Annotated in this window: 9 protein-coding genes and 1 pseudogene; 5 read left to right on the forward strand and 5 right to left on the reverse strand. The window is 49.2% G+C overall.

The features are described from left to right. Window positions 1-169: 169 nt before the first annotated feature. The 3 genes from METH11B_RS0100950 to METH11B_RS25955 are packed head-to-tail and all read right to left on the reverse strand — an operon-like array spanning window position 170 to window position 1,588. Entirely contained in the window at window positions 170-706 is a 537-nt protein-coding gene (locus METH11B_RS0100950) for a FlhC family transcriptional regulator (protein ID WP_026600359.1), read from the reverse strand. Next, window positions 703-1,008 (reverse strand): flagellar transcriptional regulator FlhD, encoded by a 306-nt coding sequence (locus METH11B_RS0100955; RefSeq protein ID WP_026600360.1) that lies wholly within the window; start codon window positions 1,006-1,008, stop codon window positions 703-705. Before METH11B_RS0100955 ends, METH11B_RS0100950 begins: the two co-directional genes overlap by 4 nt. Window positions 1,009-1,021: 13 nt before the next feature. Continuing rightward, window positions 1,022-1,588 carry a transglycosylase SLT domain-containing protein gene (locus METH11B_RS25955; RefSeq protein WP_026600361.1) on the reverse strand — a complete coding sequence of 189 codons (567 nt, stop codon included), beginning with the start codon at window positions 1,586-1,588 and terminating at the stop codon, window positions 1,022-1,024. A 287-nt stretch (window positions 1,589-1,875) separates the two neighbouring features. Here METH11B_RS25955 and METH11B_RS0100965 point away from each other — a divergent pair, with 287 nt between their 5' ends. Together METH11B_RS0100965 and METH11B_RS0100975 are read left to right on the forward strand one after the other, a co-directional pair. Beyond that, the gene (locus METH11B_RS0100965; protein WP_026600362.1) at window positions 1,876-2,505 is read left to right on the forward strand and encodes a tyrosine-type recombinase/integrase; all 630 of its coding nucleotides are present in this window, start codon (window positions 1,876-1,878) and stop codon (window positions 2,503-2,505) included. A gap of 375 nt (window positions 2,506-2,880) precedes the next feature. Then, window positions 2,881-3,968, forward strand: a protein-coding gene (locus tag METH11B_RS0100975) for an IS3 family transposase (RefSeq protein WP_155931049.1) whose coding sequence is annotated in 2 segments (ribosomal slippage) — window positions 2,881-3,142 and window positions 3,142-3,968 — 1,089 coding nt in all. Because the reading frame shifts where the segments join, the coding sequence is not laid out codon by codon here. Between the two features lie 167 nt (window positions 3,969-4,135). On the opposite strand, the gene METH11B_RS30070 is transcribed toward METH11B_RS0100975, so the two are convergent. Next, window positions 4,136-4,921 (reverse strand): ATP-binding protein, encoded by a 786-nt coding sequence (locus METH11B_RS30070; protein ID WP_442919027.1) that lies wholly within the window; start codon window positions 4,919-4,921, stop codon window positions 4,136-4,138. Window positions 4,922-5,128: 207 nt separating this feature from the next. Continuing rightward, window positions 5,129-5,974: pseudogene (locus METH11B_RS30075) on the reverse strand (histidine kinase dimerization/phospho-acceptor domain-containing protein); the annotation flags it as partial. A gap of 444 nt (window positions 5,975-6,418) precedes the next feature. Here METH11B_RS30075 and METH11B_RS0100985 point away from each other — a divergent pair. From METH11B_RS0100985 to METH11B_RS0100995, 3 genes are all read left to right on the forward strand, one after another. Continuing rightward, the gene (locus tag METH11B_RS0100985; protein ID WP_026600366.1) at window positions 6,419-8,947 is read left to right on the forward strand and encodes a chemotaxis protein CheB; all 2,529 of its coding nucleotides are present in this window, start codon (window positions 6,419-6,421) and stop codon (window positions 8,945-8,947) included. Continuing rightward, complete coding sequence (locus tag METH11B_RS0100990) at window positions 8,944-11,172, forward strand: putative bifunctional diguanylate cyclase/phosphodiesterase (protein WP_026600367.1); 2,229 nt, start codon at window positions 8,944-8,946, stop codon at window positions 11,170-11,172. The genes METH11B_RS0100985 and METH11B_RS0100990 overlap by 4 nt, the downstream gene beginning before the upstream one ends. A 678-nt stretch (window positions 11,173-11,850) precedes the next feature. Continuing rightward, entirely contained in the window at window positions 11,851-12,732 is an 882-nt protein-coding gene (locus tag METH11B_RS0100995) for a LysR family transcriptional regulator (RefSeq protein WP_026600368.1), read from the forward strand. Window positions 12,733-12,919: the final 187 nt, after the last annotated feature.

The following is a 12,919-nucleotide window of genomic DNA, read 5'->3' on the forward strand; positions in this document are numbered from 1 at the left end:
GGCATGGATTTCAAAGAATTCTTGAATTTGCAAAGTTTGCTTTACTGGGTTATCAAACGCTATAAAAACCTTACATCAGCGAAGGGTTGCGCCATAAGATAGAGAAGACGATCTCAAATCGATGTCCCAATGTCTCGAATGCTCATGCCAAGCATCATTCAAACGGTTGTCATGTACTTGATACGTTTTTCATGGCACACACCTGGCAGATGGGCTGATAATTGCTGTCATAGAAGATCACGAAATCATGATGACATCGACTGCAGTATCGCAATTCTGCCATGCCAGTTTGGATAGCCTCAGCAATCACCCAGGCCTCAGTGAAATTAGCGGGTCTGATTTTACTGAAAGGTCGTCGCTCACTAATATGACCAGGAAAGGTTTTACAGAAACAATCCCAGGCAAACATCACAGCATTGATATCAATGCCGGTTTTCACGTTACGTTGACTGGCACAACGATAAATAGACGCAAATACGGCCACATACAAAAATGCTTCGCGGGACCGGGTGATCGAATCGAGGCTAGGGATCTTTCCGGGCAGAGGTCTTTCTCGGTGCAGCTTATAATAAATGTACTGTAAATCTTTGTCGCCCAGGCATGAAATGATTTTTTTGACGATCGAAGTGCGTAATTTTCGCTTTAGCAATTCATATAACAGCCAATGCTCGTACCACTGCAATTGGTAAGGGTGCGAGCGCCTCATGATGCGCCATCCTGGGCTAGTATCGATAATAATTCTTTGGCCCGATGTTCTGGAGAATCTGTGGCAAATGTTTGTATTTCAATAAATTCTCGCCAGTGACTGGGATTGATTCGAGGACTAAATTTTAGATAGTCGCTTCCAGCCAATGCTTTCAGCTGTTTGATCGACATATTGCGGAGTATTTCAATGGCGTCTGTCGGCAAACCAAGATAAAACTGAGCCTTATACGCATCGCCGGCGGCAATCATCCCTTTGGCCACCAGCAAGTAATCCAGGTTGAGGTTATACAAATCATTGTCCATTCAAATGACCTGTCTAAATGATCGTTCTGATATGCGCTGCTAGGTTAATGACATTTTGGCCATACTCAATGGCGGCAGGAATATTCTTCCAGTTGTAATAACGCCCTACACCCAAGGCGAAGTTATCTGGCGATGATTGAATCGCTTTGGCGAGCAACTCAGCGCCTATCTCGAGGTTGGTCGTTGGATCGAGCAACTGTTCGGGCTTATCAACCCGGTGGCCATGCCAGCGCAGATTGACTTGCATAATGCCGATGTCGACATTTCGGTTACCTTCCTTCAGCAGCTGTTTAAGCTGGATAATAGCGTCTTGTTTATTCGTTGTAATGATGGCTTTGCCGGCATGATTTAGCGCCCAGGGCCAAGGTGTTACTTTGTTTTTCTGATGATGATTTTTCGACTCGATCAACGCTACTGCATACAAGACATAGGGATCCAGTTGATGTCGTGCAGCGACGTCCCCCCATACCGTGGTTTGCAGTAAAGATTTGGCAGAAAGGATGCTGGCCGATCGCTCACTTGACTGGTTTTCAGCCGCCCAGCTTAACTCGTTTGAAAAACTGGATACGATGCCAATCAATAGCGCGATATGACTGGGTATAAGTGGTATTGGTCTGCCCCGACCTCGCGCCGGTGTGACTTTGGTTAAACTCAATAGCATGACACGCTCTCATTCAATGAAGATTAATGAAAGTGTAAAACCTGCAGCCGGAGAAAACTGGTTTAAAAAATCACCCGTAGGGTCGATATTCGTGGATTATGGATAGGGCATCATCAACAAAGCGTTGGCAAACGCTTGGTGATTTCCGTGTGATCAACGCGATAGCATGACAATAAGTCTCCTTAAACAAGCATTAGGAGTTCGTCATGAATCAGGAAAATCCAAGCAATCGGAATCGGCACGCCCCTTGGAACAAAGGTAAGTTGATTGGCCAGAAATCGCCTTTAAAGTTGAAAGAAATCTGGGCCATACGCATCCGTTTGCAGATGACCAAAAACACACGGGAACTAGCGTTATTCAATCTTGCCATTGACAGCAAACTCCGAGGGTGCGACTTGGTGAAGCTTAAAGTCTGCGATGTGGCTCAAGGCGGCCGGGTATCATCTCGCGCAATGGTCATGCAACAGAAAACCCATCGTCCGGTGCAATTTGAGATAACCGAACAAACCAGAGACTCATTAGCAAACTGGATTAGCCAGGCTCAATTGAAATCCGATGAATATCTTTTTCCTAGTCGAATTCATGAATCACCACACATTTCAACCCGGCAATACGCTCGCATTGTTGAGCATTGGGTGACGTCAATCGGTCTTGATCCAGCAGCATACGGAACCCATACGATGCGCCGGACAAAGGCAACCTTGATTTACCGTCGGACAAAAAACTTGCGAGCTGTCCAGCTATTGTTGGGTCATACCAAGCTTGAAAGTACTGTACGTTATCTTGGAATAGAGGTTGATGACGCACTAGAAATTTCGGAACAGACCGAAATTTAGCGTTAAATAATGAGGTAGCAGTCGTTTATTTTTGACTGCTACCGATTTTGAGCCGGCTAATTCCCACCCATTTTTGACTGTCACGTTGCACCAATAAGGTCAATAGTTAGGGGTGCGGAGTTACTAAGAGTTATATATCCAGTGAATCAGCCGAATGGCAGGTATTCGGTAAGCAAATCGACATTATGGCCGAGTCACAACGGCCATTACCTGCCGGTCGAGACAACTTTCCAATTTCAACTATTTAAGGCATCCTGTACCCAATTGAGTGTCCGGTTTTAGGCGAGCAAATTGCCCTTATCACTGGGTAATCCCCCCTGAAAAAAGCAGCGTTTAAAAGTAGAATTTTCTCGTAACAGACGAAGGAAGTTTTACATGAAGACCTCACGATTTAGTGACAGCCAGATTCTGGCGATTTTGAAGCAAGCGGACGCCGGCACGCCAGTGCCTGAGATCTGTCGGGAACACGGTGTTAGCTCTGCCACGTTTTACAAATGGCGATCCAAATATGGCGGCATGGATGCATCCTTGATGGCTCGCCTGAAAGAGCTGGAAGATGAAAACCGGCGACTGAAGAAAATGTATGCCGAAGAACGGCTAAAGGCCGAAATCATCAAGGAAGCCCTGGAAAAAAAGGCCTAACGCCATCTTGCCGACGCGAGATGGCGCAAGCCCTGTTACAGGCTAAGCGGGCCAGTCTTCGGTTGGTGTGTTCGGCTTTAGACATCAGCCAGAGCGGTTATCGCTATCAGTCTAAGCGCTCGACAGAAAACGCCGAGATTGCCGACTGGCTCTTACGTTTGACCGACACACACCGGACCTGGGGATTTGGATTATGTTACTTGTATTTGCGCAACGTGAAAGGCTTTCGCTGGAATCACAAACGGGTCTATCGGATTTATCGAGCGTTGGTACTCAACCTGAGGATCAAGCCCAAGAAACGTTTGGTACGGGAAACCCCACAACCCTTGACCGTCCCAGAGCGGCTCAACGCCGTTTGGTCGATGGATTTCATGCACGATCAACTGGCTGATGGGCGCGCGTTCCGCTTGCTCAATGTCATTGATGACTTTAATCGGGAAGGCTTAGGGATAGAAGTGGATTTTTCGTTACCGGCTCAGCGGGTCACCCGCACCTTGGATCGCATCATCGAATGGCGCGGAAAACCTGACGCCATTCGCTGCGACAATGGGCCGGAATACATCAGCGAGACGCTAAAAACCTGGGCCGAGCAACAGGGTATCCAGATCAACTATATCCAACCGGGCAACCCGCAACAGAATGCCTACGTTGAACGCTACAACCGAACCGTGCGCTACGAATGGCTGGCTCAGTATCTGTTTGATTCCATCACCCAGGTTCAAGATTTTGCTGAGCGCTGGTTATGGACCTACAATCATGAACGGCCCAACATGGCCATCGGCGGCATCACGCCTAAACAAAAATTGGCACTCGCCGCTTAACCTCTACTTTTAGACTCTGCTCAAAATGGGGGGATTACCACTGCCTCGCTCCTGCTAAAACCCACCCGTCTTGCCGAAGCCAAATGAAAGCGTTGGTTGGGATGTCGTTTGTTTAAATGCACCGTTTTGTCGTTAGGGGGACTGGAAAAAATAACAATATTTGTGGTTTACTTTTTTAGCCACTTAAGTAGCACGGCATAGAGCTCCTCAGGCATGAACGGTTTGCCGAGATGATCACTCATGCCTGCGCCTAAACAGGCCTGCCGATCTTCATCAAATGCATTGGCGGTCATTGAGATGATAGGTACAGTGGCTCGATTAGGCAAAACACGAATGGCTCGGGTCGCAGCCAAACCATCCATTTTCGGCATTTGTACATCCATCAAGATCACGTCGTAAGCAGTACGCGACGCCATCTCAACCGCCTGTTCACCATCCTCTGCCAAATCAACTTTCAGGCCTACGCTTTCTAATTGAAGTTTGGCGACCTCTTGATTTATCAAATCATCTTCCACCAACAAGATGAACGCATTCGCGTGCAGATTTTTCAATTGCTGTTCAACAACTTCTAGTGAGCGCGCAGGAGCTGGTTCCTCGACATTTGCTATCTTCTCTAGCAAAGCGGTAAACCAAAAGACACTGCCAGCCCCCGCTTTACTGTCTACCCCAATCTCGCCGCCCATTAGGTGGACCAGTCGCTTGCTGATGGCTAAGCCTAAACCTGTGCCGCCGTATTTCCGCGAGGTTGAGCTATCTACTTGCTCAAAGGCAGTAAACAAAAGCGCTTGATCTTCGGGTGCAATGCCGATACCGGTATCTCTAACGTCAAAACGCAACAACGCACTATCAGCGCTTTCACGCGTTTGACTAATGGTTACCGTGATTGAGCCGTGTGCAGTAAATTTGATCGCATTGTTGACGAGATTCAAGAGCACTTGTCCTAGGCGAAGCAAATCCCCCTGAAAGGTTTGCGTTGCCAGTTCTGGCGGCAAGTTAATAATGAATTTTAGTCCCTTATCCTGGGCCTTAGTGCTTAGCAAGTTAAGCATGTTTTCTAAAACGCTAGGCAGCTTTAACGGCGCTTTTTCAAGGATTAATCGTTCCGCTTCAATTTTAGAAATGTCGAGAATGTCATTGATGACCGCCAGTAAATGCTGTGACGCCTGTGCCACTTTGTTGAGCTGATCGAGCTGCTTCGGATCAGTGGCCTGGCGGCGTGCAAGCGCCGTCATTCCTATAATGCCGTTCATTGGCGTACGCAACTCATGACTCATGTTCGCGAGAAATGTGCTCTTTGCTTTGTTCGCAGCGTCAGCGCGTTCTTTGGCGATAGAAAGCTCAGCGGTGCGCTCTTCGACCAAGGCTTCCAGGTGATGTCGATAGTTCTCAAGCTCGGTTTCTAACCGTTTGCGTTCCGTGATGTCGCTCAAGGCGATACGCACGCCTGAGGGATTGTTCTTACATTCGAGTTGCGCCTGAAACACCGAGCCATCGCCGCGTTGAAGTGCTAGATCAATACTGCTCTTCTCATCCCGTGTCGTCACAACAGCGAAATGGCGCAGCCATCTATCCTGGTCATCCGCCATCACCAAACTGCGCAAGCATTTATCAATAAGCTTATTGCGTTCCCGTCCCAGCAGCGTCACCGCCGTCAGATTGATTTGGGCGATCATACCTTCTGTAGTGAGGGTGAGATAACCGACCGGTGAAAACTCATACAGATCGACAAAGCGGTTGCGCGACTCTTCCAGTTCCTGCTGTGCCCGGCGTAGGGTTTCGTTCTGCATTTCAAGCTCTATCTGATGCACGCATAACTCGTGCAATAATTCTTCGGTGGAGCGAGCCGAGAGCTCGGTGGGTTGACTGTTGGTTAGCTGCGCCTCGGCCTTTGCTCGCAACCCAGCGTCAGAGGGAGGTTTTTTGTCTTTAGGCGTCATGGCTACTCTGTACGGGTCAAGATTTGTCCGGCACCCAGATAGGTTGTGTTTCTGCCCTGTTGACTGCATGTGTCACTTTTCAGGGTCTTTATTAGCGAGTTGTCAAAGCTAATATCAGCAGCGATACTGGCAGGTGTAGCCACTAAAATGGTGGATAAGCTAGTGCCGAGTGAGGCCTCTCTATTTGCGTGGGTTGGATTAGGCGATGTGGAACGAAAAACGGGTTAGCGTCGACCACTTCGACAGATTTTAGGGCAGTATTCCCCCCTTTGTGTCAGTCGTCAATAGGATGACAATGCCCGTTTATATACCGTGGTAGCCTATCGAGAAATTTTGAGACGGATGAATCAAAGCGCTAAAACTCTGCCCCTAAATTCTAGACAGGTGTGCAGATAAGCGTATCTTGATAGGTTTATCTTTTGGTACAACAACATTGAAAAATTTCGCAGTCAGTTTCTTGGGTCAGCGGTTGTCAGGTGAAAGGTGGCAGCAATCGCATCTGCTCAAGTGCTCATGAATCGTAATAACAGACCACCAATTGTCGGTATTGGTGCATCGGCGGGGGGCTTGGAAGCGCTCGAACAATTGTTTCGTCATGTTCCATCTGGCTGTGGCGCAGGGTTTGTGGTCGTCCAACACCTTGATCCCACTCACAAAGGCATCCTGCCGGAATTGTTGCAGCGGGTCACACCGATGAAGGTCGAGCAGGCTGACGAAGGCATGCAGGTCAAAGCCGATTGCGTCTATGTCATTCCCTCTAATAAAGACTTATCTATTCTCCAGGGCAAACTGCATTTACACGATCCCATCGCGCCACGCGGATTACGGCTGCCGATTGATTATTTTTTCCATGCCCTCGCAGATGACCAGCATGAACTGGCCATCGGCGTAATTTTGTCAGGCATGGGCTCCGACGGTACACTCGGTTTGCGCGCGATCAAGGATAATGCCGGATTAGCAGTGGCGCAATCCCCGGATTCCGCTAAATTCGATGCCATGCCGCACAGCGCGATTGATGCAGGATTGGTCGATATTGTCGGCAACCCTGACATGCTCTGGGAGCAAATAGCGCACTGTCTCCAGCAAAGACGACGCGGCGAGTATGTAGCCTCTGAACCTGTGCTGCCAGCTAAATCACAAAGCGCATTGGAACAAATCATCGTGTTACTGCGCTCACGGACGGGCAACGACTTTTCCCTATATAAAAGAAACACCCTTTATCGGCGCATCGAACGGCGTATCGGCTTACACCAGATCGACAGCATTGCTCACTACGTTCAGTATCTACGCGAAAATCGGCAAGAGCAGGATCTGCTGTTCAAAGAGCTGTTAATCGGAGTGACTAATTTCTTTAGGGATGCGCCCGTATGGGAGCAACTTAAACATCATGTCATCCCGACATTGCTCGCCGAGTATCCGCAGGGAAAAGAATTACGGGCTTGGGTTTCGGCCTGCTCGACCGGCGAAGAGGCTTATTCGCTGGGGATAGTGTTTAAGGAAGTCGTGACCGAAAGTGGTCTGGAACATCTGTTTAAATTGCAGATTTTTGCTACTGACCTTGCTGTCGATGCCATCGAGAAAGCCCGGCAAGGCTTCTACACCGGCAATATGGCTGATGCCATGTCACCAGAGCGGTTGAAACGATTCTTCGTCGTTGAAGGTAGTGGTTTTCGTATCAAAAAGGATATTCGCGAAATGGTGATCTTTGCTCAGCAAAACATCATCACCGATCCGCCGTTTACCAAGCTCGACCTACTATGCTGCCGCAATCTGCTGATTTATTTGGAGTCAGAGTGCCAGAAAAAACTGATACCGTTATTTCACTATGCCTTGAATTCGCACGGCGTTTTGTTACTCGGTAATGCCGAAACCATTGGCATGTATAGCGAACTGTTTACGGTCATCGATAACCACTCACGACTCTATCAACGTATCGATCAACCGTTATCTTTTTCTGATTTTGAATTCCCCAGTAAATTTTTCCCCGTGGTAGCCAAGATGCATTCCGATACCAAGACACCTGTAACCGTTCTAAATCCGCAAAGCCGGGTCGAGCAGCTGTTATTACAGCACTATTCACCGGCGGCAGTATTGGTCAATGCCGAAGGCGATATCCTTTATATTCACGGTCGTACCGGTAAATATCTGGAACCGGCTGCCGGCAAAGCCAATCTGAATATTCACGCCATGGCCCGGGAAGGCCTGCGCCATGAACTCGCCGCCGCCATCCAACGTGCCCAGCTGCAAGCCGAGCCGGTGGTGTTGCCAGGATTGACGGTAGGCACCAACGGCGGCAGTCAGATGATCAACCTGTCCGTGCAGGCTATCGACACACCAGAAGCCTTAACGAAAACGCTTCTGCTCATTTTTACTGACGTGGCCACGCCGAAACCCCGGAAACGCAGCCGACACGCACCCCATGCCGAATTACAGTGTGCATTGGACGATTTGCAAAAATCCCGGGAAGAAAACCAAAGCCTGCGGGAAGAAGCGCAATCCACCCAAGAAGAACTCAAATCCGCGAATGAAGAATTGCAGTCGACCAACGAAGAGCTGCAATCCACCAACGAGGAATTGACAACCTCCAAGGAGGAAATGCAATCCTTGAACGAAGAGTTGCAAACGGTCAATGCCGAACTGCAAACCAAGGTTACGGACCTTTCCTGGGTCAACAATGACATGAACAACCTGCTCAACAGCATGGAGATTGCAACGGTATTTCTGGATAACGCCCTCAACATTCGGCGTTTCACCAGTCACGCCACGCAGCTATTCAAATTGATCGCAGGCGATATGGGTCGCCCGCTTTCCGATATCGTCACAGAACTGGATTATCCACACTTGCACCAGGATGCACAGGAGGTGCTCCGCACGCTGGTATTTATGGAAAAAGAAGTCACAACCCATGACAACCGTTGGTTCAAGGTGCGGATCATGCCATATCGCACCCAGGACAATGTCATTGACGGCGTGGTCATCACCTTGATCGACATATCTCAAACTAAGCAGCTGGAGGCGCAACTCAGAGGAAATGGGGTATGAAAAAACAGCCAGACCTCACCCAAAATCCTGATGAGCTGCGGCGTAAAGCCGAGCAGCGGCTGACAGCCAAACCCGAAATCGTCCCAGCAACGCCGGGTGACGAAAAAAGGCTGGTGCATGAATTGCAGGTGCATCAGATCGAGCTGGAGATGCTCTACGACAACCTCCGGCATGCGCAGGATGAACTGGAAAAATCCTGGGCAAGCTATTTTGATTTATACGATTTGGCGCCCGTGGGTTATCTGACCATCAGTGACCGCGATGTTATCCTGAATGCCAATCTGACGGCCACGTCACTGCTCGGCGTCATTCGCAAACAGTTGCTCAAAAAGCCCTTCACCCAGTTTATATTAGATAGAGACCAGGGCGTTTACTGCTTACACCGCCAACAATTGACGGAGACAGGCGTCCCCCAGGTCTTTGAGTTACATCTTGTCAAACCGGACAGTGCAGCCTATTGGGTACGGCTGGAAATGAACCGCACGGTCGGGACTGATAGTGTTCAACTGTTTCGTGTCGTCATGATCGATATCAGCCAACAAAAGGCCAACGACGACTACCTGCGCCAGGCTGCGGCGATGTTCGAGTCAGCCCGGGAAGGGGTCATGGTGACGGATGCGGATTCCCGGATACTGGTTGTCAATCGAGCCTTCATTGAGTTAACCGGTTATTCGGCCACTGAAGCGATTGGACAAACGCCAAAAATCCTCAAATCGGGTCGGCAAGATGAGGCGTTTTATCGGGTCATGTGGGCTGAAATCGATAAAACCGGCTACTGGCAAGGGGAAATCTGGAACCGACGTAACAACGGCGAGATTTATCCGCAAATGCTCAGCATCAGTGCCGTCCGCAACGAATACCAGCAGGTGACGCATTATGTCGGCGTATTTTCCGATATCACCCAACTCAAGGATGCGGTTAATCGCCTAGATTATCTGGCGCATCATGATCCCTTGACGGACTTGCCAAACCGTTTGTTGTTGTTCGCCCGTCTGGAGCATTGCATCGAGTTATCAAACCGCGAACGTAAATCGGCTGCATTGTTAATGCTGGACCTGGATCGATTCAAGGACGTCAACGATAGTTTTGGTCATCTAGCCGGCGACGAACTATTGCAAAAGGTCGCTGCACGCTTAACCAGTCGCTTACGGGGTGTGGATACGGTCACCCGGCTGGGGGGTGATGAGTTTGCGTTGTTGTTGGAAGATTTGTCCCATCCCCAGGATGCGGCGCTAGTGGCCACCGAGATTATTGAAGCACTGAGCGAGCCCTGGCGCTTATCCAACGGGGCGGAAGTCCGTATTGGGGTCAGCGTTGGCATCAGCTTGTTTCCTGAACATGGTGAAACATCCGAAGAACTGCTGCAGCATGCCGATGCCGCCCTTTATCGTGCCAAAGACGAAGGTCGTGGTAACTTTAAATACTTTTCTGAAGACCTGACTGAGGCGGCTAAACGCCGCATCAACCTGGAATCGTTGTTGCGACGCGCCATCACTAAAGCAGAACTGCAGGTAATTTATCAACCGCAGATAGATCTTCGTACCGGTGTCATCATCGGTGCAGAAGCCTTGTTACGCTGGCAAAATATTGACGAGGGCAGCATACCGCCCAGTCAGTTCATTCCGGTGGCCGAAGAAACCGGGCTGATTAGCGAGATTGGCGAATGGGTATTGTTAGAAGTTTGCCGTCAGGGACAACGTTGGATCGAAGCTGGTTTGCCGCCGCTTAGATTGGCTGTGAATTTGTCGCCGCATCAATTTCGGCATGGGGATATCGTCACCCATATGACCGCCATACTCAACGAAACGGGTTTTCCGGCCGAGTGCCTGGAATTGGAATTAACCGAAACGGCCTTGATGGAAAGGGAATCCGAAGCCGTGCACATTCTCGGGCAATTACGGACGTTAGGTGTTCGTCTGGCCATTGATGACTTCGGGACCGGTTATTCATCCCTCGCTTATCTAAAACGTTTCCCTCTGAACACACTGAAAATCGATAAATCGTTTATTGACGACATCCCTCAACTGGAAGATGACAAAGAAATCGCTGCCGCCATCATTGGCATGGCGCACACGCTACGATTAAAAGTCTTGGCTGAAGGCGTAGAAACCGAAGAACAGCTTAACTTTCTGAAAGAGCACGGCTGCGATTTTTATCAAGGCTATTACAAAAGCCCGGCCGTTTCTGCTGAAACATTTGCCGCCTTGTTAAAACAGTGTACATAACGTCGCAGTTAGTTGTAATTATCACGTTTGAACCTAACTACACCGCAGCGCGGTTGCGTCGGTGGTTACGCAACAAGTACAAGGTTAGAAAGCGTGCAGGCGGGGGGCTATCCACCTCCGTACCTCTCAAGACGCTAGGCCAGGTTCGCCTAAGCCGCTTGGGGCTTGACGATCCGCGGGCGAAAGTGTGACATCTTGAGAACACCGTCAAACGAAAGGGACGGAAACAGCAAGCCAAGCCTAATGCAACCGCGCAACATCTCGACTCTAGCGATTTGGTTTGGTCGCCAATGGCCGCTTTATGGATCTCCAGTTCCTATGCTCTGTGTTTGGTTGATTGGCCGGTTTAGAGAAGTGCGACCGTCAAGTTTGGGTCGGTTGGGTACAGTGACGAACGGCAGCTTTCGGGAATCGGAATTCAATGTCAGCTTTCCGGCAATGAATCTGATGAGCGGACGGTCAACACCCGACCCGTTGCCGCCGTTCAGCATCCAAAAACCCATCCGACCGTTCTTGCTGTATAACCAGTCACAAAGATAATTTTTTACACCAAATATTCATTCAAAAATTGGTTCGGTCAGCTAGCGGCGTAAAACTCATTCTTTCATGACAAGGCTCAAAAATCAGATAATCTTTCTAAGTCTCAAATCGTTTATTCATTTTCAAACCTCAAGAATCATGGACTTTAATCAAATTCGTTATTTTCTGGCCCTTTCCAACACTTTAAACTTTACCAAAGCGGCGGAGCAATGCTATGTCACTCAACCCGCGCTAACCCAGGCGATCAAGCGTTTGGAAGCGGAATTGGGCGGCGATTTGATTGCGCGTAATGGTCGCGAAACCGAACTGACGGAACTGGGAAAATCTTTAAGAAGTTATTTCGAGCAAATCGAACGTACTCAGCACATGGTCAGAAGGACGGCCAAGGCAGTGGTCAACGGAGAAACCTCAGAGCTCAATATTGGCGTGATGTGCACCATCGGACCGCACATGATCTGCGATTTATTGGATACATTTCAGATGAATCACCCCAAGGTCAAGCTTATACTGCACGATGTCGTTCACGAGAGTATTCCGGGTTTATTGCTCAGCGGCGCTATCGACGGCGCTTTCTACGCGCGCCACGGACCGGCTAATCCGAGACTGGAGCACGTCGAGCTGTTTAACGAGGAAATGGCAATTACCTTTCCGCAAGGCCATCCCTTTGCTCGGGAAAGCGAAGTCTCCGTGCGCAGTATCGCGGCCGAGCGGTATATCGAGCGATTACATTGCGAATTTGGTAAGGAATTTCGCGAATTGTTTTCGGTTCAAGGATTGAATCTCAACGTTGTATTTCAGTGCGAGCGCGAAGATTGGATTCAAAGTCTGATTCGCATCGGCATGGGCGTCGCGGTGATTCCTCGTTATTCGGTATTACAACCCGGCCTGGACTGCAAGCCGGTCACCGATCCCAAGTTAACACGCGTCGTCGAGTTTGTCGTACCCATGGATCAAACGCGGAAACCGGCATTGACCTACTTCATGAACGAGATTAATAGCCATCAATGGCCCAAGGCATAGATCCGCATATAAATTTCAACCTTCGCAAACCGCTTTTAATTCGGCGCATTTCAAACTATAAGCACGGCTTATCGTTCTTCAACAAATCCCTATTTCTCAAAACCATTTCTCCGCATTAGAGTGTTGCCGAAGTCAGGAAAATTAACCTTTTCCCTTTTCGGCAAGCGATCCTTGGAGGCGGGCGATG

Source organism: Methylomonas sp. 11b, assembly GCF_000515215.1.
Classification (GTDB): Bacteria; Pseudomonadota; Gammaproteobacteria; order Methylococcales; family Methylomonadaceae; genus Methylomonas.

Coding starts and splice junctions, on each gene's coding strand:
- METH11B_RS0100950 (WP_026600359.1), bottom strand. CDS start 706: ATGAGGCGCTCGCACCCTTACCAATTGCAGTGGTACGAGCATTGGCTG.
- METH11B_RS0100955 (WP_026600360.1), bottom strand. CDS start 1,008: ATGGACAATGATTTGTATAACCTCAACCTGGATTACTTGCTGGTGGCC.
- METH11B_RS0100965 (WP_026600362.1), top strand. CDS start 1,876: ATGAATCAGGAAAATCCAAGCAATCGGAATCGGCACGCCCCTTGGAAC.
- METH11B_RS0100985 (WP_026600366.1), top strand. CDS start 6,419: ATGAATCGTAATAACAGACCACCAATTGTCGGTATTGGTGCATCGGCG.
- METH11B_RS0100990 (WP_026600367.1), top strand. CDS start 8,944: ATGAAAAAACAGCCAGACCTCACCCAAAATCCTGATGAGCTGCGGCGT.
- METH11B_RS0100995 (WP_026600368.1), top strand. CDS start 11,851: ATGGACTTTAATCAAATTCGTTATTTTCTGGCCCTTTCCAACACTTTA.